Source organism: Cryobacterium glaciale, from assembly GCF_004402535.1.
Lineage (GTDB): Bacteria > Actinomycetota > Actinomycetes > Actinomycetales > Microbacteriaceae > Cryobacterium > Cryobacterium glaciale.
Map to the genome: position 1 here is coordinate 87,738 of NZ_SOEY01000007.1, position 24,559 is coordinate 112,296.

Annotated in this window: 18 protein-coding genes; 8 read left to right on the forward strand and 10 right to left on the reverse strand. The window is 62.3% G+C overall.

Annotated elements, in window-relative coordinates; genetic code table 11:
* Window positions 1-562: 562 nt before the first annotated feature.
* The 3 genes from E3O06_RS04270 to E3O06_RS04280 form a co-directional block, all read right to left on the reverse strand.
* A complete protein-coding gene (locus E3O06_RS04270; protein WP_134501759.1) occupies window positions 563-1,267 on the reverse strand; it encodes a hypothetical protein in 705 nt (234 codons plus the stop codon).
* A gap of 90 nt (window positions 1,268-1,357) precedes the next feature.
* Entirely contained in the window at window positions 1,358-2,434 is a 1,077-nt protein-coding gene (locus tag E3O06_RS04275; RefSeq protein ID WP_166788098.1) for a TM2 domain-containing protein, read from the reverse strand.
* A 50-nt stretch (window positions 2,435-2,484) separates the two neighbouring features.
* Window positions 2,485-2,973 carry a hypothetical protein gene (locus tag E3O06_RS04280; protein WP_134501760.1) on the reverse strand — a complete coding sequence of 163 codons (489 nt, stop codon included), beginning with the start codon at window positions 2,971-2,973 and terminating at the stop codon, window positions 2,485-2,487.
* A 235-nt stretch (window positions 2,974-3,208) separates the two neighbouring features.
* Between E3O06_RS04280 and E3O06_RS04285 the strand changes: the two genes are divergently transcribed.
* From E3O06_RS04285 to E3O06_RS04310, 6 genes are all read left to right on the forward strand, one after another.
* The gene (locus E3O06_RS04285) at window positions 3,209-5,230 is read left to right on the forward strand and encodes a hypothetical protein (protein WP_134501761.1); all 2,022 of its coding nucleotides are present in this window, start codon (window positions 3,209-3,211) and stop codon (window positions 5,228-5,230) included.
* A gap of 38 nt (window positions 5,231-5,268) precedes the next feature.
* A complete protein-coding gene (locus tag E3O06_RS04290; RefSeq protein ID WP_166788105.1) occupies window positions 5,269-6,846 on the forward strand; it encodes a class I SAM-dependent DNA methyltransferase in 1,578 nt (525 codons plus the stop codon).
* Entirely contained in the window at window positions 6,843-8,063 is a 1,221-nt protein-coding gene (locus E3O06_RS04295; RefSeq protein ID WP_134501763.1) for a restriction endonuclease subunit S, read from the forward strand. The genes E3O06_RS04290 and E3O06_RS04295 overlap by 4 nt, the downstream gene beginning before the upstream one ends.
* 298 nt (window positions 8,064-8,361) lie before the next feature.
* Window positions 8,362-9,477, forward strand: a complete 1,116-nt coding sequence (locus E3O06_RS04300; RefSeq protein ID WP_134501764.1) for a PDDEXK nuclease domain-containing protein — start codon at window positions 8,362-8,364, stop codon at window positions 9,475-9,477.
* Between the two features lie 133 nt (window positions 9,478-9,610).
* Window positions 9,611-10,612 carry a 5'-nucleotidase gene (locus E3O06_RS04305; RefSeq protein WP_241979855.1) on the forward strand — a complete coding sequence of 334 codons (1,002 nt, stop codon included), beginning with the start codon at window positions 9,611-9,613 and terminating at the stop codon, window positions 10,610-10,612.
* A 33-nt stretch (window positions 10,613-10,645) separates the two neighbouring features.
* A complete protein-coding gene (locus E3O06_RS04310) occupies window positions 10,646-13,858 on the forward strand; it encodes a type I restriction endonuclease subunit R (RefSeq protein ID WP_134501765.1) in 3,213 nt (1,070 codons plus the stop codon).
* A 702-nt stretch (window positions 13,859-14,560) separates the two neighbouring features.
* On the opposite strand, the gene E3O06_RS04315 is transcribed toward E3O06_RS04310, so the two are convergent.
* From E3O06_RS04315 to E3O06_RS04340, 6 genes are all read right to left on the reverse strand, one after another.
* Window positions 14,561-15,202, reverse strand: a complete 642-nt coding sequence (locus E3O06_RS04315) for a nucleoside/nucleotide kinase family protein (RefSeq protein ID WP_134501766.1) — start codon at window positions 15,200-15,202, stop codon at window positions 14,561-14,563.
* Window positions 15,202-16,299, reverse strand: a complete 1,098-nt coding sequence (locus tag E3O06_RS04320; protein ID WP_134501767.1) for an ABC transporter permease — start codon at window positions 16,297-16,299, stop codon at window positions 15,202-15,204. Before E3O06_RS04320 ends, E3O06_RS04315 begins: the two co-directional genes overlap by 1 nt.
* On the reverse strand, window positions 16,296-17,324 hold the full coding sequence (locus tag E3O06_RS04325) for an ABC transporter permease (protein ID WP_134501768.1): 1,029 nt from the start codon (window positions 17,322-17,324) through the stop codon (window positions 16,296-16,298). Before E3O06_RS04325 ends, E3O06_RS04320 begins: the two co-directional genes overlap by 4 nt.
* Entirely contained in the window at window positions 17,311-18,885 is a 1,575-nt protein-coding gene (locus tag E3O06_RS04330) for a sugar ABC transporter ATP-binding protein (RefSeq protein ID WP_134501769.1), read from the reverse strand. The genes E3O06_RS04325 and E3O06_RS04330 overlap by 14 nt, the downstream gene beginning before the upstream one ends.
* Before the next feature lie 74 nt (window positions 18,886-18,959).
* Window positions 18,960-19,985 carry an autoinducer 2 ABC transporter substrate-binding protein gene (locus E3O06_RS04335; RefSeq protein ID WP_134501770.1) on the reverse strand — a complete coding sequence of 342 codons (1,026 nt, stop codon included), beginning with the start codon at window positions 19,983-19,985 and terminating at the stop codon, window positions 18,960-18,962.
* A 116-nt stretch (window positions 19,986-20,101) separates the two neighbouring features.
* Complete coding sequence (locus tag E3O06_RS04340; protein WP_134501771.1) at window positions 20,102-20,683, reverse strand: phosphoheptose isomerase family protein; 582 nt, start codon at window positions 20,681-20,683, stop codon at window positions 20,102-20,104.
* 161 nt (window positions 20,684-20,844) lie between these two features.
* Here E3O06_RS04340 and E3O06_RS04345 point away from each other — a divergent pair, with 161 nt between their 5' ends.
* Window positions 20,845-21,969, forward strand: coding sequence for a LacI family DNA-binding transcriptional regulator (locus tag E3O06_RS04345; protein WP_166788099.1), 1,125 nt, complete (start codon window positions 20,845-20,847; stop codon window positions 21,967-21,969).
* Window positions 21,970-22,288: 319 nt separating this feature from the next.
* Here the strand turns inward: E3O06_RS04345 and E3O06_RS04350 are convergent, their stop codons facing one another.
* The gene (locus tag E3O06_RS04350) at window positions 22,289-22,681 is read right to left on the reverse strand and encodes a MerR family transcriptional regulator (RefSeq protein WP_134501773.1); all 393 of its coding nucleotides are present in this window, start codon (window positions 22,679-22,681) and stop codon (window positions 22,289-22,291) included.
* Between the two features lie 182 nt (window positions 22,682-22,863).
* Here E3O06_RS04350 and E3O06_RS04355 point away from each other — a divergent pair, with 182 nt between their 5' ends.
* Window positions 22,864-24,393, forward strand: coding sequence for a SulP family inorganic anion transporter (locus E3O06_RS04355; protein ID WP_134501774.1), 1,530 nt, complete (start codon window positions 22,864-22,866; stop codon window positions 24,391-24,393).
* Window positions 24,394-24,559 lie beyond the last annotated feature (166 nt).

Sequence of the window (24,559 nt, forward strand, 5' to 3'; positions counted from 1 at the left end):
ACGAAAACGGTTTACCCGGCGGCGGCAAGCGCGGCCTACGCCGATCTAGAGGGGCACCCAACCAGTCCGGGTCGTCCGGACACACGATTTATCGACACTAGTTTTCGAGGCCGTGCCCACATTCTGCCCACACTTCAAAAAATTCGAGGTGATTGTTGAAGCCCGATGGTGACCGAAAACCGTTGAATTTACGGGGCAGCGGGCCTTCCGCCAGGCTGTGACTGGGCGGGACTTTGGGTTCAAATCCCACCGGTACCGCCACGAAAAACCCCCTACATCCCAGTGTTTCACTGGGGAGCAGGGGGTTTCGTTTTGCCCGGATGGCCGTTTTGCCCACACGTCAAAGATTCTGGACATGGAAAACACGCACCTCGAACGGGAGCACACATCTGGTGTCGCTCGGCGTGTACCCGGACCAGGCCAGCGGCTTCGCCGCCCTCACCCGGTTCATTCCCCTGCTTCTCGGCGACAGTGATGATGACCCACAGCTCGCAGATATCCTCGGAAACACACCGTCGGTCAGAGCGTTCCGACGGCAGAGTGCTCACGGAGGACAGCGACCCTAGCCGGACTTCGTGAACGGAGCACAGCGCGATGTTTTGATGAGGCCGTCCGAGGCTTGTACCGTTATCACGGCCGGACCCGAGCTGAGCTCATTGTCGATGATGTCGTCGCCGGTGGCGTTCAGACGCGCCCAGTAACAGTTCGATCCGCCGTCCGAGGAATACGTACCCGGCTGGATATCCGTGCCAACCCGAAATGTTCCGTCGCCGGCGAACGTGTTGGCGGCGACGACATCTTCGGCACCCTTGATTGCGCCCTCGCGCGTGTCCAAGGCCGATGAGCGAGCGGTCAATTCGGCGTCACGAACGCTGAGTGCGGCCTCCGCGCCCGCAAGGTTTTCCTCGCGCACCTCCGCAGCACCAACTTTCGACCGCAGCCCGCTGATCGTATCGTTTTGCTTGCCCCAGTCGGTTCGGAGTGAGTCGTAGTTGTCACTCTTCGAGGTGAACTCTGCTTGAAGGTCATTGGTTGCGCCGACTTGGCCCGCGAGTAAAACACCCAGCGTTGCGATTGCGATTGCTGCGACAGCCCCTGTGGCGACCAGGGCGAGGAAAGGGGTGCGCTTGGTGCGGAGGTCGGGAATCCGCTTTAACTTAGGGAGCCAACGGGTGAAAGGGTCGAACCTCTTTGATTTCGCACGTGGCGGTGTGGGAATCGCTTCGTTGCTGTCGTTGCTGTCGTTGCTGTCGTTGCTGTCGTTCATGGTGGTTCCCCCTGTGTCGATTTACGCTACTGCGTGGTGGCGGGGGCCGGACTGCTCTCGCCCGGCTTCCGCCACCCCATTTCGGGCAGACTATTCGGCCAGCAGCGTCCAGTTTCCGTCGGCGCTGACGACAATGGCGGACGGGCCTGAGCTCAGCGGCACCGTTCCGGAGTAGGCGCCGATCTCGTTGACGAGCAGCCCCATGTTGAAGGCTTCGCCGGTCTCCTCGATGATCGAGAAGTTCCTCGCGCCGTCGTGCGTGGCCGTGAGCTTGCCGGCGGAGCCGTCGAAGAGATACACGCCGTCGCCGGCACCGGATGCGACGAGTGCGGGTGCCGCAGAGATGGGTGCGATGGTCAGGCTCCAGTTTCCATCAGCCGTGATCTGCAGGGTCGTGTCTTCACCGAAAGAGTTGAAGCCGTACTGTGTTGTCCCACTGTAGGCGCCGATTGTGTTGACGAGCAGTTGCCCAGTGGATGCGTTGCTCGCGTCGAGCACAGAGACGGCGAAGTTTCTCGTGCCGTCGTGGGTTGCGGTGACGATTCCGGCAGTGGCGCCGGCCGGCAGCGTGACAAGGTTGTCGCCGGCACCGGCCTGGGTGACAACCTCGAAGGTGCCGAAGGCGTCGTCGGCCCATGACTGCACGGTGTCCTCCGGCACCGCTTCCACCACCGGCTCTTCAACGACGGGTTCCTCTGCGGCCGGTTCGACTGCCGAATCAACGACCGGAGCCACGGCTGCCGGAATGTCACTCGGTGCGTTACTCGCGTTGACTCCGGAGACGATCATTGACAGCACGGTTACCGCGCCCGTGACGATCCAGGCGATTTTCTTGTATTGGTCATACCCGGCGAGGCGCAGTCCCTGCTTGTCGCGGCCCTGGGCGAGAACGAGGATGAGGTCGACGAGCCACCAGATTCCCAGGCCGCCGAAGGTCAGCAGCTTGGCGATGCCGGAGCCGATTTTGCCGAGGTAGAAGCGGTCAACGCCGAAGACGCCGAGTAGCCAGGCGAACAGCCAGGTAGCCACAAAGGACTTCGGGGAAACCGCGGGGCCGATCATTCGCGCGTCCGTGGCCGGCACCGCTGTCGGCGCTGGCTGAAGGAACTGCTCCTGCTGAGTGGTCGGCACTCCGGCCGGGGGTGCGTTGTGGTTGGTCGTGGGCATGTTGTGATCCTCTGTTTGTTGTGGTGGGTGCGTGGAGTGGAAAGGCAGAGTTACTGCTGGGAAAGTTCGACGACGATGTCGAGACCGCTACCCGGGTGGTAGCCCCAGGAGGCGTCGAAATCGTCCCAGGTCGCGGTCTGTCGGCCGTCGAGTGCGCGGGTGCTGCCGATGCGCGTGTTGACGCTGTCCGGTACCTCGAGCTGGTCGAGAACGCAGAGCACGTCGACATAGTCAGCGCCGGGCGACTCTTCGCCGTCGCTCTGCATCGAAAGGCTTTCGCCCTCGTCGCCCACGGTGATCCACACGTTGTCGACAACGTCGCACGTCTCGGTGGCAGCGACGATGGCGGCGGACGGAAAGAAGGAGCCGGTCCCGCCACCGAGCGACGTTGCGGTGAGTGTGCCGCCAACACCGACGATGAGACCGATGCCCAGGCTGACTAGACCGATCGTGAGGTCGCGTCTGTTGAACGCGGTGCCCTGTGCCATCGGCGGTGATGCGAGTTCTTCGGACGGGTTCTCGGTTGGTGCTGGTTCCATGATGTGGCTCCTCTAGCTGGTCTGCAGTGGGAGCGGGTGGGGCGGTCATTCCCCCCAATGACAACGACCGTTCCTCACCCGCCGGTACCGACCGACTGAGGTGGGCACGACACCAAACTATTGGTTTGCTACAAAATCAACGGTTCTGCTAGCGATAACAGGGGTTATCACTAGTTCGTGTTGCATTACAAACCGAGGCGATCGTAGGCTGAGGTCACCACGAGAGGAGCGCCGCATGACGATCACCGACACCAGCCTGCTGATGACCATGTCCGACATCGCTGCCCTCGCCCACGTGCAGCGCCCGGTCGTCTCGGTTTGGCGCAGCCGCGCGGCCGGCACCGATGCGCCGTTTCCGGCCCCGATCAGCCGCCAGCGCGGCGTCGACCTCTTCGACGCCGGCCAGGTCGGCGGCTGGCTCGAACGCACCGGCCGCGGCAACAACCGCGAGGCCACAGCGGATGCCGCCGCCTACGCCGTCTCCGCCCGCCACGACTTCGACGAAGTCGCGTTCCGCGGCGTCACGGCACTGCTCGCCCTCCGCGAGGCGGGTGACCACGCGCTCGGCGGGCTGACCGCGGCCGAGTTGCTCGACGCCGCCGACGAGCACGACCCCGACGATGACCTGCTCTTTCGCGAGGTCGACGCTCTCGGCACCCGCCTGGTGGCCCTGGCCGAGTACGTCGACGCCCTCGTTGAGGCCGCTTACGGCCCAGCGCCCGCCTTCGAACGGATGCTCACCGACCGCGCAAAGCGCAACTTCGCCGACGAGGGCGACCTCACTCTCAGCCGCGCAGCCATCGACCTGATGACCCACACCGTTACGGCGCTGCGCTTCACCCAGCACGCCGACTCTGTAGTCGTCGATCCGACGGGTAGTGCGGGCGACCTCCTGGTGGCGATTCACGAGGCGCACCCCCGCGATCTGCCGGTGCTGACCGCGAATGACGACGATCCGGCCGCCCGGCTGCAACGGCGTCGCCTGATGGTGCACGGCATCGTGCGCACCGGGGTGCCGGTTCAGCCCTCGGGTGCCTTCACCGTGGACGGTTCCGCCGTACACATCGCGCAATACCCGTCCGCCGCCCAACCGACCATGACCCCGGTCGAGATGCTGTCGGCCATCGACGACATCGTCTTACAGCTCACCGACCAGCAACTCGCCGTGGTGTTGGCCCCGGCCACCGTGCTCACCGACATCGGGCTCAGCCCCGAAGCCGATCAACTGCGCTCCTCGCTGTTGCGCTCGGGCCGGGTGCGTGCCATCGTGCGCCTGCCCGCTGGAATGCTCAGCGGCAAACCCCAGCAGCTGCAGGCCATCTGGGTGCTCGGCGCCGCCCACACCCAGCACGCCCTCGCCGACCGCTACGCGATGGTGGCCGATCTCGTGGCCACACCGCTCGACACCGCGGTGATCGACGACCTTGTGAGCGACCTCGTCGCCTCCCTCGGCGACCGCAGCACCGTGCGAGCGCACTCCTTTCGCTTCGCCCGGCTCGCGCTCACCCGCACCCTGCTCGCGAGCCGTCAACCTCTGATCGCCGGAGTTGACACGGTGGCCGTCGCACCCGAGCAGTCGGCGGCGGCGCTTGCCATCGACATCGACAGGCTGGTCACGGCCCTCCATAGCGACCTCACCGTGTTCCCCGCGACCCCAGATCAAAGCTCCAACACGATGACCGTGCACGAGCTCCTCACCGCCGGGCACCTGCGATACATTCCCGGCAACCGAATCGCCGCCGAGGATGTGATCGTCGGAAAAGTGGACGGCATCCGCTTGATCGGCCCGGCTGAAGTCGCGAACCCCACAGAGCTCGGCCACCGTAGCATCGACCGCCTGAGGTTCGCCGCGGGGTATCCGTCCGGGCGGGTGACGGAGCCTGGAGACGTCGTGTTCTGTACCTCTCCGAAGCCAGCCGCCCTGGTCGATACCGAGGGAACTTCGGTCGTGCTGTTTCCGGCCCGAATTCTACGCATCGACCGCGCAGACCCGAACGGCCTGCTCGCCGAGGTGCTCGCCGCCGACATTGCCGCGCTGCCCCCGGGCCATCGCCGTTGGCGGGCGTGGAAAGCACGCCAGGTGGCCCTAACCCAACGCGCCGCGCTCGCCGATGCCCTCACCTCGCTACGGTGGGAACAGAAGCAGACGCGCGACCGGCTGGGGCAGCTCGACGAGCTCACCGATTTGCTCATGACCGGCATCACCGCCGGCACCATCACCCTTGCTTCTAACGCACCATCGAAAGGAACCACCTAGTGGCACCGAAGACCAAGATCGCCGCCCTGCCGTCGACCATGAAAGAGCTAAAGGACACCCTGTGGAAGGCCGCCGACAAGCTGCGCGGATCCATGGACGCCTCGCAGTACAAGGACGTCATTCTCGGCCTGGTGTTTCTCAAGTACGTCAGTGATTCCTTCGACGAGCGTCGCGAGCAGATTCGCACCGAACTCGCCGCCGACGGCCTCGACGAGGACCAGATCGGCCAGCTCATCGACGACGTCGACGAATACACCGGCCGTAGGGTGTTCTGGGTGCCGGCCGCCGCACGCTGGACCTACATCGCCGAAAACGCCAAGGGTATCCCGGGTGCGGCCGGTGAGCCGTTCAAACAGGTCGGCCAGCTCATCGACGAGGCCATGGACCTCATCATGGTCGCCAACCCCACCCTCGCAGCCACCCTGCCGCGCATCTACAACCGTGACGGCGTCGACCAGCGCCGCCTCGGCGAACTGCTCGACCTCTTCAACTCTGCCCGCTTCACCGGCGAAGGCTCGACCAAAGCCCGCGACCTGCTCGGCGAGGTCTACGAATACTTCTTGGAGAAGTTCGCCAAGGCCGAAGGCAAGCGCGGCGGCGAGTTCTACACCCCGGCCGGGGTCGTACGCGTGCTGGTCGAGATGCTCGAACCCACCCGCGGCCGCGTCTACGACCCGTGCTGCGGCTCGGGCGGCATGTTCGTGCAGGCCGAGAAGTTTCTCGAGAACCACCACAAAGAGGGCTCGGAGCTCTCGGTCTTCGGCCAGGAACTCAACGAGCGCACCTGGCGCATGGCCAAGATGAACCTCGCCATCCACGGGCTCAACGGCAACCTCGCCAGCCGCTGGGGCGACACCTTCGCCCGTGACCAGCACCCCGACATGCAGGCCGACTACATCCTCGCCAACCCGCCCTTCAACATCAAGGACTGGGCTCGCAACGAGCAGGATCCCCGCTGGCGCTACGGCGTTCCGCCCGCCGGCAACGCCAACTACGCCTGGATTCAGCACATCATCTCCAAGCTCAACCCCGGCGGCAGCGCCGGCGTCGTCATGGCCAACGGGTCGATGTCGTCCAACTCCGGCGGCGAGGGCGAGATTCGCGCCCAGCTTGTGGAGGCCGACCTCGTCACCTGCATGGTCGCCCTTCCCACGCAGCTGTTCCGCAGCACCGGCATTCCGGTGTGCACCTGGTTCTTCGCCAAAGACAAGACCGCGGGGGAGAAGGGCAGCATCGACCGCACCGGCCAGGTGCTCTTCATCGACGCCCGCAACCTCGGCACCATGGTCGACCGCGCCGAGCGCGCCCTCTCGGATGAGGACATCGCCAAGATCACCGCCAGCTACCACGCCTGGCGCGGCACGCCCTCCGCTGCGGATGCTGGCTTCACCTACGCAGACGAGCCCGGCTTCGCCTACTCCGCGTCACTCGCCGAGATCAAAGCCGCGGACTATGCGTTGACCCCTGGGCGTTATGTCGGCGCCGCCGAAGCCGAAGAGGATGCCGAGCCGATCGAGGAAAAGATCGCCCGGCTGAGCGCCGAGCTGTTCGCCCAGTTCGACGAGTCCGAGCGCCTTGCGGCGGTCGTGCGCGAGCAGTTGGGGCGCGTCTCGTGACTGACTGGGAGCAGACGACGCTGGGTGAGGTTGTTCTTGAGGGAGGGGGTTCTTTCAAGACGGGCCCATTCGGCACGACGCTCAAAGCGAGCGAGTATTCCTCTCATGGCGTGCCGGTCATATCCGTTGGTGAGGTCGCCTACGGATCCTTGGTTCTACGACGCGATACCCCGCGAGTCTCCTCTGAAGTTACGACGAGGCTTGCGGAGTACGTCCTAAGAAAGGGCGACATAGTCTTTGGACGCAAGGGCGCAGTGGACCGCAGCGCTTGGGTTCAACCCAACCAAGAGGGCTGGTTCCTCGGTTCCGATGGAATTCGAGCTCGACTTGCGTCGTCTGTAGATTCAAAATTCGTGGCCTATCAACTCCAAGGCCCCCACATTCGTGAGTGGCTCCTGCAGCATGCTTCCGGTTCCACACTCCTGTCGCTGAATCAAACAACGCTGTCGCGGGTGCCCCTTCTGGTGCCGCCCCTTCGTGACCAGCAAGCGGTCGCCGAGGTCTTGGGCTCGCTCGACGAGAAGATCGCCGCCAACACTAGGATCGCCGCGACATCCGCCGGGCTCTCCAGAGCGCTGTTCGAAGATGCGCTTCAGAAAGGATCAGTTGAATCGTTGCTTTCAGACGTCACGACCCTGGTTTCAAGAGGTGTAACGCCTGCGTATTCTGAGGACGCCGTTGGTACAACGATGATCCTGAATCAGAAGTGCGTGCGTGGTCAAAGAGTTTCACTTGCTCCCTCGCGCCGCACCAATGACTCCAAAGTCCGAGATGACAAGATCCTCTTGGTCAATGATGTTTTGGTGAATTCGACCGGCCAAGGAACTTTGGGGCGGGTTGCCCGTTGGACCCGCGACGACCGAGCGACGACCGATTCACACATCTCGATTGTGCGGTTTAATGCAACCCAGACGAACCCAGTTGCCGCCGGTTATGGCCTCCTGAGGATGCAACAATCAATCGAAGAACTCGGAGAGGGCAGCACCGGGCAGACAGAATTGTCGCGAGTCGACCTCGGCAATCTTCGTGTGCTGTTGCCTGCTCGTGAGCATCAGGACAAGCTTGGCGCGCGGTTGTCGGAACTCTCGCAGTCCGAGGATGCGCATCTAGCCGAAAACGAGACCCTCGCCGCCACGCGCGACGCCCTGCTCCCGCAGCTCATGTCGGGCAAGCTGCGCGTCAAAAACGCCGAGAAGTCGCTCGCGGGCGTGCTGTGATGCCCGCCCTGAAGACTGGCCCCATCCGTTGATCGAGCTTGCCGAGATCTCCATCAACCAACGCGACCCGCGTTGGGATCGCGGCCAGCGTCATGCGCATTGCGATCTGTAGGAAGGCCCGATCAACGAAATGGTCGCGCCGGTCATGGCAGGCACCTCGGGCAGCGGTGAAGGCGTACAAATCTAATGTCGGTGGTACCTGCCAGAATTTTCGTAGAGCGTCAATCGTGTGCGCGAGCTTGGGCTGCGACGAGGTAGGGAACATTGGTGCACTACATCGACTTGAGGAGACTGGGTCATGAGATCCACGAATGAACCGACAGACGCAGAGGCGAATGCGACGAATAACGCATCGTTCCCGAGCACGCCTGCTCGTGTGGCGATGCCTGACTGGTATCAGACGCTTCTCGATGCCATCACTCAACGTGTCAATGTAGGCCGACTTGGGGCGACGACTGCGGTGAATAGAGAGTTGGCGGCGACAAACTGGACCATTGGCTGGCTAATTCTGGACCGCCAGAGTGAGGAAGGGTGGGGCAGCGGCGTTATCGAACGGCTGTCGACCGATCTAAAGGCCGCCTTTCCGGGTTCCGGCGGATTCTCGCCCAGAAATTTGCGATACATGCGTACATTCGCTGCAGCATGGCCGAGTTATCCAATTCTGCAACGCGTTGCAGAATTGCCGTGGCGCCATCAGATTGTCCTAGTCGAGAAGCTGGATGATCCAGATATTCGCCTCTGGTACGCGGCCGCTGCAGTCGAGTACGGGTGGTCCCGCGTCATCCTGGCGCATCAAATTGACGCGCGACTGATCGAGCGCGAAGGAAAGGCAATCACAAACTTCGCGGCGACACTTCCGCCAGCAGACTCGGACATGGCCCAGCAGGCGACCAAAGATCCTTATGTCTTCGATTTTCTCGCGATGACCGACCGGCGCAACGAGCGTGAACTTGAAACGCAGTTGGTGACGCACGTGCAGAAATTTCTGGTGGAGCTCGGCCAGGGTTTCGCATTCGTTGGAGAGCAAGTGCGTTTGCAGGTCGGCGGCGACGAGTTCTTTGCCGACCTCCTCTTTTACCACCTGCAGTTGCGTTGCTACGTCGTCGTCGAGTTGAAGTCAACGGCCTTTAGCCCCGGCTTCGTTGGGCAGCTCGGCATGTATATGGCCGCCGTCGACGATCTCCTTGCCCACCCCGACGACAAGCCAACCATTGGGCTGTTGCTCTGCAAGACAAAGAACAATGTCGTGGCCGAGTACGCGCTCCGAAGCTCATCGATGCCCATTGGAGTGGCCGAGTGGAAGGATGCCATCACGGACTCCCTGCCGGAAGAATTCGCCTCCAGCCTGCCCACAATCGAGACGATCGAAGCCGAGCTCGCCGGTGAAGAGATTTCCCCGGACGCCCACGATTGAACAAACCACTAAAAATGACCACCCGACTGGCCTGTGTCTTGTGGGAACGCAGCCGGTCATAGTCAGAGTTTGATCTCTGGTCAGAATAAGCGACGGAGCTTGGAGTTGTTTCGTTAAGATCAGATGATGCGCCATGCGCAAGAAAGTTGGGGGGATCATGGCTTATGTACTTACTAACCGACTCGTCGTCGGTGTCGCATCGAGCGCGCTTTTTGACCTGAGCGAATCGGATGCCATATTTCGCGCGGAGGGGGAAGAACCGTATCGAACTTATCAAGATGCCAACATAGATACTCAGCTTCTTCCCGGGGTGGCTTTCCCATTCATTCAGAGACTACTGGGGCTGAACGACCTGAGTCCGATAGGCGACCCCTTGGTCGAAGTGATAGTCCTTTCGAAAAACGACCCAACTACTGGACTTCGAGTCATGCGATCCATCGAATCCCACGGGCTGTCCATTACTCGCGCAGTTTTCACGCAGGGCAAGTCGCCCTACGAGTACATCGGTGCATTCGAGATGTCCCTCTTTCTGTCCGCAGATGAACGTGACGTAAGAAAGGCTGTCGAACTCGGGTTTCCGGCCGGCCGTGTGATGCCTTCTGATTTGAGCTACGCCGAGGATGGTGGCGAAGTGCGCGTGGCGTTCGACTTTGACGGTGTCTTGGCCGACGACGAATCTGAAAGAATTTTTCAGGGCCCTGGCGGGTTGAAAGGATTTCAGGATCATGAAGTCTTCAACCTTGATCGATCTCTTAGCGCGGGACCGTTACGCGAGCTTCTGAAGGATCTACACATGATCCAGAATCTAGAAAAGATCAAGAAGCTGGAGCAACCTCAATATCAGCCACGGGTGCGAATCTCAATTGTCACGGCCCGAAATGCGCCCGCACATGAACGCGCCGTGAGAACACTCAGCGCCTGGGGAATAACGGTAAACGACGCCTTTTTCCTTGGCGGTATTTCCAAAGGCTCCGTCCTTAAAGTTCTACGTCCGCATATCTTCTTTGATGACCAGGAAGGCCATCTCACTGCCACGGCAGAATTTGTTGCAAGTGTGCACGTCCCGTATGGCATCGCAAATGAGTCACCACAGGGCACGGCAATTTCGCTCGACATATTGGAAACCGTGGCATGACAAATCAGCGTCGCCGCAGTTGAGGGGTAGGCAATGACGATCACGACATCGAGTCCACCACAGGGGCTGTCCGAAGCAGCGTGGGAGAACTTCGCGCTCGATCAGCTGGGGGAGCCGCTGGGCTGGCTGCCGCTGCCCGGTGAGAAGATCGCGCCGGGCACGGGGGAGCGCGAGTCGTGGAGTGAGCTGCTCATTCGCCCGCGCCTGCTCGAGGCGCTGCGCAACCTGAACCCGACGGTTCCGGTGGAGTACCTGCGGCAGGCGCTCGCCGAGTTGACCGCCCCCAAGTCGATGGACGCCATCACCGAGAACCAGCGCATGCACGAGTACTTCGTGCATGGCTTTCCGTTCACCTATTTGGATGCCAGCGGGGCCGAGGTGAGCCCCAGCATCCGCTTGATCAGTTCTGACCCGGCGCAGAACGACTGGTTGGCCGTGAACCAGGTCACCCTGCGCCAGGGCGACTACCTGCGCCGGTTCGACATCGTGCTGTACTGCAACGGCATGCCGGTGAGCATCATCGAGCTGAAGAAGGCGGGCAGTGAGCGGGCAACCGTGGCCGCCGCGCACGCCCAGTTGCAGACCTACCTGCGTGAGTTTCCGCTGGCGTTTCGGTTCTGCGTGTTCACGCTGGCCTCCGACGGGCAGTCGGCGTCGTATGGCACGCCGTTCACTCCGCTCAACCATTTTTCGCCGTGGAACGTCGACGAGGACGGTAAGCCGGTTCCACCCGGCTCGACCACGGGCGACGGCGACGCGGTCACCGGGCTCGACACCGCGCTGGCCGGGCTGTACGACCAGGAGAGGTTTCTGCAGCTGCTGACCTATTTCACCGCGTTCGATGAGGGTGATGATGGTCTCACCAAGCGCATCGCCAAGCCGCACCAGTTTTTCGCGGTGAACAAGGCGGTCGCGAGCACCGTGCAGGCCGTCGCGAGCAATGGCAAGGCGGGGGTGGTCTGGCACACGCAGGGGTCGGGCAAGTCCATGGAGATGGAGTTGTACACCAACCTGGTGACGCTGGATCCGAAGCTGAAGAACCCGACCGTGGTCGTGATCACCGACCGCAAGGAGCTCGACGGGCAGCTGTTCTCGTCGTTTGATCGCAGCCTGCTGCTGCCGGGCAAGCCGGAGCAGATCCTCCGGCGTTCCGACCTGCGGCAGAAGCTGACTGAGCGCAACACCGGCGGAATCTTCTTCACCACGCTGCAGAAATTCGGAATCAGTCAGGCCGAGAAGCATGCCGGGCTGGAGCATCCGCTTCTGTCGGACCGGCGCAATATCATCGTGATCGTCGATGAGGCGCACCGCAGCCACTACGACGACCTCGACGGGTATGCCCGCCACCTGCGCGACGCCCTGCCGCACGCGACGCTGATCGCGTTCACCGGCACGCCCATCTCGTTCGACGACCGCAACACGCAGGACGTGTTCGGTGACTACATCGACGTGTACGACCTGTCGCGCGCGGTCGACGAGGGCGCGACCGTGCCGGTGTACTTCGAGCCGCGGCTGATCAAGGTGTCACTCGCAGCCGATGTCACCGAAGAGATGCTCGACGACGCGGCCGACGACGCCACCCAGGGACTCGACGAAACCGAGCGCGCCCGCATCGAACAGAGCGTGGCCGTGGTCAACGCGGTCTATGGCGCGCCCGAACGCATCGCGGCCCTGGCTTTGGATATCGTGGAGCACTGGGAGAACCGCAGCAAGCGCATGCATAAGTTCATCGCGGCACCGGGCAAGGCCATGATCGTCGGCGGTACACGGGAAATCTGCGCGCTGCTGTACGAGGCAATCGTGGCGTTGCGGCCCGAGTGGCATTCCGCTGCGGTCGATCAGGGTGTCATCAAGGTCGTCTACTCTGGGGTTGCGACGGACCAGCCGCCGGTCAGCCTTCACGTGCGCCGCACCTCGCAGAACGATGCGATCAAGGCCCGGCTAAAGAACGTCGACGACCCGCTCGAACTCGTGATCGTGAAAGACATGATGCTCACCGGCTTCGACTCACCGCCCCTGCACACCCTCTACCTCGACCGCCCGCTCAAAGGTGCGCTGCTCATGCAGACGCTCGCACGGGTGAACCGCACCTTTCGCGGCAAAGAAGACGGGCTGCTCGTGGCCTACGCGCCGCTCGCCGAAAACCTCGCCAAGGCGCTCGCCGAATACACAGCGGATGACCAGACCGGCAAGCCGCTCGGCCGCAACATCGCCGAAGTGGTCGCCCTCACCGAGACGCTGGTCGAGACCCTGCGCGGTCTCCTGGCCGGGTGCGACTGGAAGGCCGTGCTGCACAAGGCCGGACCGAAGGCCTATCTGAATGCGGTGACCGGGGCTACTGAATTTCTGCGGGCACCTGGCACGCGCGGCAACCAGATCGTGGAGGGTGAAGAGACGCTGGGCGTGAAGTACCGCCGGTATTCGGGGCAGCTCTCACGGGCTTGGGCGCTGTGCTCGGGATCGGACAATATCGCCGAGTTGCGCCCCGAAGTGAAGTTCTATGAGGAAGTCCGCGTCTGGATGGCCAAGTGGGACGCCAACGAGCGGCAGTCCCGTGGTGAGCCGATTCCGGAGGAGATTCAGCGGCTCTTGGGGGAGCTGATCTCGTCCGCCACGTCGTCGGGTGAGGTTCTCGACATCTACGAGGCCGCCGGCATGCCCAAGCCGTCGCTCAGTGATCTGACACCAGAGTTCGTGGCCAAGACGCAGCAGGCGCGCAACCCGCATCTGGCGATTGAAGCGTTGCGCAAGTTGCTGACCGAGGAGGCCGTGGCATCCACTCGAAACAACATGGTGCGGCAGAGGGCGTTCTCGGAGCGCATCACCGAGCTGATGAACAAGTACACCAACCAGCAGTTGACTTCAGCCGAGGTGATCGCCGCGCTCGTGGAGATGTCGCGGGAGGTCGCCGCCGAGTCGCAGCGTGGTTTGCACTTCAAGCCGGCGCTGACCAGCGATGAGCTGGCATTCTTTGACGCGGTGGCCCAGAACGAGTCCGCAGTGGATCTGCAGGGCGAGGGCAAGCTGGCCGACATCGCGCGCGGCCTCGTGCAGGTGATGCGCCGCGACGTGCGCACCGACTGGACCGTGCGCCACGACGTGCGCGCCAAGCTGCGCTCATCGATCAAGCGGTTACTCGTCGTGAACGGCTACCCGCCCGACCAGCAGCCCGCTGCGATCAAACTCGTGATGGAGCAAATGGAGTCGATGGCGCTGCGCTTCGCCGGAGAGCGCGCGCACGCCTAGATGGCATCGGGTCTCGGCAGGGGCACCCGAGAGACGGAGCACTTCACACGGGGGAGGGTAGGAGACCCCCCTTGAAAGCAGACCAGATTGTTTGCGGTGCGGCACTGAATAAAGCGATACGAATAGGAAATGGAACGCAATGGCAGGCATCGTGCGTGTAGATGGTGAGTCGGCATGTCGACCGACGAACCCGAATAAAACGGTGCTCCTAAAGAGCCTGGCGCCACGTTTTGAGGGAGATAAGCATCAGTTTTACGGCTCTCCTGACGTAACCGTGGGTCCGTTGGGAGAGCCTCTCTTTCTTTGAATTGGTGGAGGTGGCGCGACTACTCGCTGGAAGCGACGAGGTCTCCGGTCTCGGCGGCGACGCGTGTCCGCTCTCGTCTTCCATGGCCACTCGCGCTTTGACACCGTTCGGCTTGACGTGGTCGCAGTCCGGCCCGAGCAGAGAGGGGAGCGTAGAGGAAAATGAAGACCAGCGGTGGGCAGTGCTGTTGACTCTGCGGCGCGTCCCCCGGGCAGGATCACACCGAAGTCTTCTGACACCGAAAGAAGCTGACCGCCGCGTGGTCCCGGCTTGGAACGCGAGGAGCGCGGTCATGTCGGCGAGGTGCTGTCCTTAAGACGCGAATTCCGGTTCGACTCTTCCCTGAGCGTGTCGGGGGACGGGAGGGGATGGTCGGCAGCGGTCGGCATGCCGGATCAACTCCATTCAATGATGCGGTTGGCGTGGATCTTCGTCGTCTCGATATACCGTGCGTTGGCCTCATCGGGGCCTTCCGCCCATGCTGTCGCAGCTTCCAGGTCCTTCCCAAAGGCGACGTGGCGTTCGATGAGGCGACCGATCCGAACTTCTCGGGGGGTGTCGACGAACCAGGTTTCGGACAGGAACTCCCGGACGCGGTTCCAGGGGTCTATGTCGGAGAGGAGGTAGTTGCCCTCCGTGATGACGAACGCTACCGACTTGGGGATAGCGATCGATGCTCCGATGGCCTCCTCAAGACCCCGCCGATAGCTGGGCGCATACACGACCGGCTCGTCCCGCTCCTTGAGGCGTCGCAGCAGAGACAGGTAGCCGCCAGCGTCGAAGGTGTCGATCGCACCCTTCCTAGATTGCAGGGGTGTGCCCTCGATGATGGTGTTCGCGAGGTGGAAACCGTCCATGGGCACGACAACGCATTCGTCGTTGCCGAGTTGATCGGCCAGATACTGGGCGAATGTGCTTTTACCTGTTCCGGGTGCCCCGACGATGCCGATGAGCTGGCGGGCTCCGGATTCCCGCGCTGTCCGGCGCAGTGTCTCAAGTAGTGGCGCTACGGATGCTGGGGCGACGATTGCCGGCATCAGCCCATCACCCGGTAGCGTCGGTTGGTGTATCCATTGAGCAGGGCCGCGAACACGAGGATGACGCCGAGGGCGAGGGACTGCAGCTGGGATCCAACGTTGCCGACGAAGAGCAGCAGGATGCCAGCGTTCAGCCAGATGATCAGGACCGTAGCGACTACGACGCCCGATACGCGTCCGATACCGCCGGTGATTGCGACGCCGGCGAGTACCGCGATGGTGATCGATGGCAGGGCCATTCCGCTTCCAGAATCGCCGGCATCGGGACGAGCGGATGCGAACTGCGAGACCGTGACCACCGCGACCAGTCCCGAGATGGCTCCGGATACGGTGTAGGCGATCGCACGGGAGGCGGCGACGTTCACGCCGGACCAGAGAGCGGCAATGTCGTTCGTTCCGATGGCGAACAGGCGGCGGCCGTAGGGTGCTCGGTTGAGCAGGAACCACACCACGACGACGGTGGGGAGGAGGAACAGGACGACGCCGAGCGGAACGTTGGGAAGATATTGGCCGATCAGGGGTATCTCGACGGAGTTTGATAGCGAGTAGAGGTCCTGAATCGGCTTGGTGCTGATCGGCTGCTGGTTGTTGATAACGATCGCTAGTGACCGAAAAACGTAGTACGTGGCCAGGGTGGCGATAAGGGGTGGGAATCCGAGGTATGCGACCATGACGCCGTTAACAGCGCCGAGGACGGCACCGACGGCGATGGCGCCGATGACGGACGCTAGTAGGGGGAGTCCCCAAACGCCGTAGAAGAAGCCGAAGACCATGCCGACCAGAGAGACGATGGCCCCGACGGACAGGTCGATGCCGCCACGCCCGGAGACGATCACGACGAGCTGGGCAAGTCCGAGCATTACCAGTGGGACCGCATTGATGAGGCTCGAGGACAGATAATCGGAATTGTACGACCCCGCCAGGAAGCCCGCAGCGTCGAGTGCCGACATGATGACGACGACGAGCACAACGAGGATGGCCAGCAGCATAACGCGCTGTGTGAGTATTGCCTTTACGAGCCGTTGAACCTGAGTCTGTCCAGAGTCGGGACTGGGCTTCGTGTCCGGAGTTGGTGCCGGAATCTTGATGGAAGTCATGCTCGCCTCCTTGCGCGCGCCCGAAGCAGATCGGTTCCGACCGCGACCATGATGAATAGTCCGACGAACAGGTCGCCGAGTTGCGAGGGAAGACCCAGCTGGGTCACTCCGGAGGCGACGGTCTGGACCAGAATTGCGCCGAGGATGGTGCCGAGGACCCCGCCGCGTCCGCCCAGTACTGAGGTGCCGCCGATGACGACGGCGGCGATCGTGGCCAGCGACAGGCCCGTACCGACGGTTTGGTCGAGGTTTTGGGTGCCGTTGGCGAGGATCATGCAGGAGGCGAGGCCGACCAGCAGTCCGGTCACGGTATAGGCGAGTACTGCGCGACGATCCACCTTGATCCCGGTCAGTCGTGCGGCGGGACCGTCACTGCCGATCGCGTAGAAGTGGCGCCCTCCCGCGACGTAGCGCAGGTAGTACCAGGCAGCTGCTGCGATGAAAATCATGACAAGAAATGAGACGGGGATGCCGAGGAACCGTCCGTTGATGCCCTTGCCGAGAACAGCGAGGGTGGGTGGAATGCCGGTGACGGTCTGCGAGTCGAAGATTCGCAGGCCGATGAAGAGGAAAATATTCGACGTTGCGAACGTAATGATGATCGGGTGCACACGCCCGACAGCGATCAACACACCGTTCAACAATCCGAGGAGCCCGCCGACCAGCATGGCGGCGGCGATCGTGACGATCAGCGGGGTGTCGAACACTACCATCAGTTTCGCGGCGACCACGGCGCAGACCAGGACCATGCTGCCGACGGAGACGTCGATGCCACCGGAGATCATGATGATGGTCTGGCCGATGGCGATGATCGCGATGGGGGCGATGTTCGACAGGAGCGGCTGCAGCGATCCGGCGGACAGGAATGCCGGGGTTGTGAGGCCCAGCAGTACCCACAGCGCAACGATCGCCCCGACGAGCACGACTTCCTGACCGGACACGGCGGCAGGTAGCTGCCGGATCCGATTGCGCCGCGGTGTGGAGGTTTCGCTGCCACGGGGTGAGAGCGCGCTAGCGGTTCTCATGGCCGGCTCCTTCTTGTGAGTTCTCGGGTTCTTCCCCTGCGGCGGCTGCCAGCAGGTCGACTTGTGATGCGGTGGGGGGAAGAGTGACTGTCGTCGTTCCCTTGCGGACGATCTGGATCCGGTCGGCCACGCGGAGTGCTTCGGGGAGGTCTGAGGTGACGACCAGTACCGCCGTGCCTTGGTCGGCCATCTGGGAGATAAGGAGATGGATCTCTTCTTTGGCGCCGATGTCCACGCCCTGGGTAGGTTCTTCGAGGATGAGCAGCCGCGGGTTGACCACCAGCTGGCGGGCGAGGACAACCTTCTGGGCGTTGCCGCCGGAGAGGGCGCCGATCGCCTGCAACTCGTTTGGGGTTCGCACGGCGAGCCGGGTGATCATGTCCTTCGCGATCACTGTCTCGCGTTTGCGGTCTACCCACAGTCCGAACTTGGTCAGGAGGGGGAGGTGGCCGATAGAGACGTTGAACGCGATGGTCTGGAAGGCGAACATTCCCTGGCGTTTCCGGTCGGCTGGAAGTAGGGCGATGCGCAGCTTTTGGGCGTGGCGGGGGTTGCGGGGGGTGACAGGGGAGCCGTCGAGCAGCATGGTCCCAGCGTCGGCCTTGAGGATGCCGAAGATAGTGGCGGCGATGTCGGAGGCACCCGATCCGACGAGGCCGTATAGCGCTACGATCTCCCCAGCAGCGACGGTGACGTTGACGTCGTGGAACCGGTTGCTGCGTGCCAGGCCGACCAGCTCGAATCGGGCCGGTCCTGGCTCCGCCTTATGCTCACGAGACTGGACCGCATGCATTCCCCCGACCATCGCCTCGGCGATGGCGCGGATGCTGACATCCTTCATCTCGTGCGTCGCGATCGTTCGACCGTCGCGCATGATCGTGACTTCGTCGGCTATTCGCGCCAGTTCGTCCAGCCGGTGCGAGATGTAGACGACAGCGACGTTGCGTTCCTGGAGCCGACGAATGACGGTGAACAGGTTCTCGATCTCGGCGTCGGTGAGTATTGCGCTGGGCTCATCGAGGATGAGGACGGTCACGTCTTGAGCGAGTGCCTTGGCTATGGACACCTGCTGCTGCTCGGCGATGGAGAGGTCGGAGACCGTCATCGGCGCGTAACGTTCCTCGAGGCCGATGAGTGCCAGGAGTTCGACGACGGCTTCGTGCTGTTTCGCCCAGTCAATGCGACCGTGGCGGCGCAGTTCGCGGCCCGCGAAGATGTTCTCGGCGACCGTAAGCTCTTGGAATAGCTGCGGCTCCTGGTAGACGGTAGCAATTCCCAGGGCGATGGAGCTCGAGGTTGTTCCGAGGGTGACCGGGCGGCCGTCGAATTCGATTAGTCCTGCGTCCGTGCTCTCCGCGCCGGCGAGAATCTTGATCAGCGTGGACTTGCCTGCACCGTTCTCTCCGACGAGGGCGTGCACGCGGCCGCCGTAGAGAACGATGTCGGCGTTGCTGATGGCTCGGACTGCTCCGTAGCGTTTGGCGATGCCGGTGAGCTGCACGCGGGCCGGGTTTTGTGGGACTTCGTGGCCCCCGTCAGGGCCAAGTGCGTGGTTTTCCACGATGAATCACGCCTTTCTTGGCGGTCTGAGGGTTGCGCGACATTGTGCCGCGCAACCCTCAGGCCAGTGGTGGGCTAGTAGTTGTAGTTGTCGACGTTGTCCTTGTCGAAAATGAATGCCGGGCCGAGGACCAGCATCTTCTTCGCGGAATCGTACGCGATCGCGGAGAGGTCGCTGCTGACGTTGTTGGTGGTATCGAAGCTCTTGCCTTGGGCGAGTTGCGCTCCGGCCCATGCCGTGAGGTAGCCGAGGTTCTGGACGTCCCAGAGGATTGAGCCCGAAGACGACCCGTCGTGCAGGTACGGCGCCATCGACAAGGGGGTGCCGAGGCCGACGGTGAAGACCTTATCGATCTTGCCGGCATCCCGGACCGCCTGGGCGACGCCAACGGCGGAGGTGGAGCACTGTCCGATTATGCCGGTCAGGTTCGGGTGGGCGTTCATAAGGTCGGTAGCCATCTGGGCACCCTTGGCTTGGTCCTCACCGGAGTAGACGACATCGACCAGCTTGAGGTCGGGGTACTCCTCCGGCGCGTACGCCTTCTCCGCCGCGATCCAGGAGTTCAGGTTCTCAGCGGTTTCCCCGCAGGAGACGATTGCGTACTCGCCCTTGCCGCCCATGGCGCCGGCGAGGCTGTCGATAATAACAGAGCCGATTCCGTCCGCGGTGGCCTGGTTGACGAACACTTCACGGACCGAGTCGGGTGCATCGGTATCAGCGGTCAGTACCTTGATGCCCGCGTCTGCAGCCTGCTTGAGGAGGGGGGCCATCGAATTCGGGTCATTGGGGGCGACGACGATGGCATCGACCTTCTGCTGGATGAAGGAACGGACGATGTCCGACTGTGCGGCGGCATCGGCGGTAGTGGGGCCCTGCATGATCCACTTGATTCCGAGGTCCTTCGCCGCCTGCTTGGCACCGGTATCCATGGCCTCGAAGTACGGTGCACCCTGCAGCTTCGGCACGAAGGCGACGGTGATTTCCTTGTCGGCGGAGCCGCCGGTGGTTGTGGCCGTATCGTTCTTCGCGGTGCAGCCGGTAAGTGTGATGGCCGCGATGGCGACCGTGGCGAAAACTGTGGCGAAACTACGGTGTTTCATGTAAGACTCCTCTGTCTGTGGTGCTGTTTGATGGGCTGTGCTGGAAAGCGTATTTCGGTTTCTCCCGGGTTGGAGCCGGGCCTCCTTGACCTGTCGCAGCGGCGACGCGGTTTGGCCTATTCGAGGTTGGTGTGGCGTGAACGCATCAGGTCGGATGACTCGGCGCGGAGCTTACGGACTCGGTTCGTGATGAGGTCGACGAAGACGAACTCGGCGATCTCAAATCCACTGCCCATCGGAAGTACTGTCTCGGGTCCTGTGTCGTTTGCCATGGTCTGTGCGTTGATCAGGACGACGGTGTCCGCGAGCTCGGCCGGCGTGGTGTCCGGTTCTGCCGTGAGGTAGAGGATGCGGGCGCCGGCGTTCTTCGCGACTCCGGCGAGGGCCATGACCATGGAGATGTTTCCGGGGCCGCAAGACAGGATAAGGAGGTCACCTTTGCCTACGGCGGGCGTGGTCATCTCGCCGACGTAGTGGGCGTCGATTCCCGCGTGGAAGAGACGCATGATCAGGCCGCGCATGACCAAGCCTTCTCTGCCCCCGGCAAAGGCCGCCACGACATTGGCGTGGACGATCTCTTCGGCAATGAGGTCGAGCGTCGTGGCTGGCACGCTCCGGACGGCTTGGGACAGTTCGTCCAAGGCGATCGAGACGTCGTCCTTATCCGTGAGCAGATCCGAATCAGGCGGGTGTGCCATTGGTAACCTCCATGCGTCATTGCACTATTTTGTCCGCATCTGACACGTGTCAGACGCTCTGTTGGATAATGTAGAACACGCAACTGACTCGTGTCAAGTGGAGTAGGGTATTGATATTTACTGTGGCGCCAAATCATGGGGAGGCCGGCACGATGATCAGCATGGATGATGTCGCCGTCGAGGCCGGAGTCTCGCACGGGACCGTCTCGCACGCGCTGAACCACCCCGACCGGGTTTCCAAGAACAGTCTCCGGAAAGTGCAGGAAGCTGTCGACCGTCTCGGGTTCGTTCGCAATGAATCTGCCCGGCACTTGCGTTCTGGAACGTCGAGCACCTTAGGGCTCGTACTATTTGACACTTGGGACCCGTTCTTCACCGAGATGACCAAGGGCTTTGAAGATGTCGCCATCGCCAACGGGCGCAACGTCGTCGTCGCCAACAGCGCTTTGAGCGTGAACCGGGAAGCCGCGAACCTAACTTCATTCGAGCAGCGCCGCCTCGAGGGAATCCTGATAATCCCTCAGTCATCAGAGACCCTTCCCAAGCTGGAGCAGATCCGCCGGAGGGGTACATCGTGTGTCCTCCTCGACCATCCGTCGGGTGGATTCAACCTGCCCTCAGTCTCGGTCGACAACGTCGAGGGCGGAGCTGTCGCGGGACGACATCTCATCGAGCTTGGATGCCGTCGCATCCTCTTCGTGGGTAACGCGACTCTGTTTACTCACAGCAAAGACCGGCTCGAGGGCCTATTGAGTATCACGGATCCTGCAGGCATCGACGTTCAAATATTCACCGTCGCCCACCTGGATTTCGATCGAGGACACGACGCAGGAGCGTATATCGCTTCCCTGGCGCCGGAAAATCGCCCGGATGCCGTGTTTTGCTCCAACGACATGCTTGCGCTCGGTCTCATGCAGATCTTTGCCCGGGCTGGCATCGCAATGCCCGCAGACGTCGCCGTCATCGGTTATGACGACATTGGACTGGCCGGGCAAGTCGCAACGCCTCTTTCAACGGTCCGTCAGCCCGCCTACGACATCGGGAAGAGTGCCGGAGAAGTACTTCTCCGCGACATTGAATCTGGTCGAAGCGCCGAGACTGAACACATCGTCTACACGCCTTGGTTGGTCGCAAGGGAGAGCACGACAGGGGCGAAAAGGGCTATCGACGGTGTAGGGCAGACTGCGGACGTCCGCGCTGCGGCCTTGACGGGATCGTCGGCCGAACTCTCACCCAAGCAACTCGCACCAAGTCCACCACGTCCGGCGCCACTCGGCGCCAAATAGACCGGCCCGCGGCTTGGCTAAGGCACCAGAACTTAATTACAACTTGGTTAATTGGAGAAGGAAGGACCTCGGCGGCTAGTTTCGTCTCCGTCGGTCTCGTTGGCTTCTGCTGGTTGGTTGTTCCAGACGGTCGTCCTCAAACATCGGCGGAGAACGGTCAGGACCGAACACCGCAGAAGTGTAGAGATGTCCTGATACAGATTTGTCACCCATGTCCCGATACGTCACACTGTCCCTGCTCCTGAGGGCTTGCCCGCATTTTGCCCACACGTGAAAACCTTGACGTCCTCAAATGGCCTTTGCCAGGTCGAGGCGCCCACTATTGCTCGCGAAGGAGCGTCAGGAATTCGTCGGCCATGGCAACTTGTTCCTGCAACTTCCCCCGGCGCTGGTCCGCCTCGGTAATGAAGGCGTCCAGTTCGTCGCGAACGCCCGGGTCGGCCGTACCCGTACTGGTCGTGCGGCTGAGGGTGTCGATAACACGCAGGAGGGCGGTCATCTCCTCGAGGGGGAAACCCAGGGGTTTCATGCGCCGAATGAGCATGAGTCGGTTGAAGTCGCCCTGCGTGTACAGGCGGAAGCCGCCATCGGTGCGTCCCGTCGGCTTCAGGAGGCCGACCTCGTCGTAGTGCCGGATCGTACGCAGCGAGAGGCCGGTCTTCTCGGCGAGCTCACCGATGTGCATCGTGACGGCGGGTGTTTCGGACTCCATGCCACTCCCTCTTTCAACTTAACCCTAACGTTAGGGTAGTGTTGCAGTTCTGGCCGACAGTTTCCTGCACGCCCACACCCCGCCCCATTGTCGAACACGACATTGTTGGGCCCGCGCACTGAAGCGCCCACCTACATTGCCCATCGGCTCTCTTACGGGAGGGCCCGTCACGGGAGTCTCCTATGGCTATTGCCGAAAAATCCCCCCTGCCTAAAGTTAATCGATACCAAGCCGAACCGTCGGTGCTGACCGCCCTAAAAACACCGCGCATCCTGACCCGCGAAGTGCTCGCCGGGCTGGTCGTGGCGATGGCCCTGATCCCTGAGGCGATCGCCTTCTCGATCATCGCCGGCGTCGACCCGCGCGTGGGTCTGTTCTCCTCGTTCGTGATGGCCGTGACCATCGCGTTCGTCGGCGGACGCCCCGCCATGATCACCGCCGCGACCGGCGCCGTCGCGCTCGTCATTGCGCCGGTCGCCCGCGACTATGGCATGGAGTACTTCATCGCCACTGTCATCCTCGCCGGGATCTTCCAAATCGTGCTCAGCCTGGTCGGTGTCGCCAAGATCATGCGGTTCATTCCCCGCAGCGTCATGGTCGGCTTCGTCAACGCCCTCGCCATCCTTATTTTCACCGCGCAGCTGCCTCAGCTGCTCGGCGTGCCGTTCATGGTCTACCCGCTCGTCGCCGCCGGACTGATCATCATGGTGGTCATGCCGCGCATTACCAAGGTCATCCCGGCTCCCCTCGTCGCCATCGTCGTACTCACCGTGGCGACCGTGGTCATCGCCATCACCGTGCCCACCATCGGAGACCAGGGCGAACTTCCCGACAGCCTGCCCGCACTCTTCTTTCCCAACGTTCCGCTCGACTGGGACACCTTCACGATCATCGCCCCCTACGCCCTTGGCATGGCCCTCGTCGGAATTCTCGAGTCGCTCATGACCGCGAAGTTCGTTGACGAGATCACCGACACCCACTCCAACAAGACGCGGGAAACCTGGGGCCAGGGCGTCGCCAACGTCATGTCCGGCATCTTCGGCGGCATGGGTGGCTGCGCCATGATCGGCCAGACCATGATCAACGTCAAAGCCTCCGGCGCCCGCACGCGCATCTCCACCTTCCTTGCCGGCATCTTCCTGCTGGTGTTGGTGCTCGGCCTCGGCGACCTGCTCGCTGTCGTGCCCATGGCCGCCCTGGTCGCGGTGATGATCATCGTGTCGTATCTCACATTCGACTGGCACAGCATCCGTTTGTCCACCCTTAAGCGGATGCCGAAGAGCGAGACCACGGTCATGGTCGCCACGGTCATCGTCATCGTTCTCACCCACAACCTCGCCATCGGCGTCGTCGTCGGAGTCGTCGTGGCGATGGTCGCCTTCGCTCGTCGCGTGGCTCACCTCGCTAAGGTTGAGCGCAGCATCACCGACGTTGCTGGTGAAGCGCCGACGGCGTACTACACGGTCACCGGCGCATTGTTCTTTGCTTCCAGCAACGACATGATGACGCAGTTTGAGTACGCCGACGATCCGGAACGAATCGTCATCGAGATGTCCGGATCGCACATCTGGGACGCGTCGACCGTGGCCACCCTCGACGCGATCACGTACAAGTACGAACGCCACGGCAAGCACGTCGTCATCGAAGGCCTCAACGAAGCCAGCAGCATCCTGCACACGCGCCTCGCCGGCAACCTCGGCAGCGGCCACTGATTCGAAGCAGGATGGCAGATGTCGGGCCTTCTGCCTGTCCTACATCGTGGCGGCGGAAGATGCGCGGGTCGCCTCATGCAAACAACGACACGAATGAGGTATAGATAGTTTCCAACTGCTATTCTGAGGGTTATCAACCGTCATAATGTCAGATAGTAAAGGGATA

What these genes read in the sequence shown, in the direction of transcription:
- E3O06_RS04270 (WP_134501759.1), bottom strand. Translation starts at nt 1,267, where the DNA reads ATGAACGACAGCAACGACAGCAACGACAGCAACGACAGCAACGAAGCG.
- E3O06_RS04275 (WP_166788098.1), bottom strand. Translation starts at nt 2,434, where the DNA reads ATGCCCACGACCAACCACAACGCACCCCCGGCCGGAGTGCCGACCACT.
- E3O06_RS04280 (WP_134501760.1), bottom strand. Translation starts at nt 2,973, where the DNA reads ATGGAACCAGCACCAACCGAGAACCCGTCCGAAGAACTCGCATCACCG.
- E3O06_RS04285 (WP_134501761.1), top strand. Translation starts at nt 3,209, where the DNA reads ATGACGATCACCGACACCAGCCTGCTGATGACCATGTCCGACATCGCT.
- E3O06_RS04290 (WP_166788105.1), top strand. Translation starts at nt 5,269, where the DNA reads ATGAAAGAGCTAAAGGACACCCTGTGGAAGGCCGCCGACAAGCTGCGC.
- E3O06_RS04300 (WP_134501764.1), top strand. Translation starts at nt 8,362, where the DNA reads ATGAGATCCACGAATGAACCGACAGACGCAGAGGCGAATGCGACGAAT.
- E3O06_RS04305 (WP_241979855.1), top strand. Translation starts at nt 9,611, where the DNA reads ATGCGCAAGAAAGTTGGGGGGATCATGGCTTATGTACTTACTAACCGA.
- E3O06_RS04310 (WP_134501765.1), top strand. Translation starts at nt 10,646, where the DNA reads ATGACGATCACGACATCGAGTCCACCACAGGGGCTGTCCGAAGCAGCG.
- E3O06_RS04315 (WP_134501766.1), bottom strand. Translation starts at nt 15,202, where the DNA reads ATGCCGGCAATCGTCGCCCCAGCATCCGTAGCGCCACTACTTGAGACA.
- E3O06_RS04320 (WP_134501767.1), bottom strand. Translation starts at nt 16,299, where the DNA reads ATGACTTCCATCAAGATTCCGGCACCAACTCCGGACACGAAGCCCAGT.
- E3O06_RS04325 (WP_134501768.1), bottom strand. Translation starts at nt 17,324, where the DNA reads ATGAGAACCGCTAGCGCGCTCTCACCCCGTGGCAGCGAAACCTCCACA.
- E3O06_RS04335 (WP_134501770.1), bottom strand. Translation starts at nt 19,985, where the DNA reads ATGAAACACCGTAGTTTCGCCACAGTTTTCGCCACGGTCGCCATCGCG.
- E3O06_RS04340 (WP_134501771.1), bottom strand. Translation starts at nt 20,683, where the DNA reads ATGGCACACCCGCCTGATTCGGATCTGCTCACGGATAAGGACGACGTC.
- E3O06_RS04345 (WP_166788099.1), top strand. Translation starts at nt 20,845, where the DNA reads ATGGATGATGTCGCCGTCGAGGCCGGAGTCTCGCACGGGACCGTCTCG.
- E3O06_RS04350 (WP_134501773.1), bottom strand. Translation starts at nt 22,681, where the DNA reads ATGGAGTCCGAAACACCCGCCGTCACGATGCACATCGGTGAGCTCGCC.
- E3O06_RS04355 (WP_134501774.1), top strand. Translation starts at nt 22,864, where the DNA reads ATGGCTATTGCCGAAAAATCCCCCCTGCCTAAAGTTAATCGATACCAA.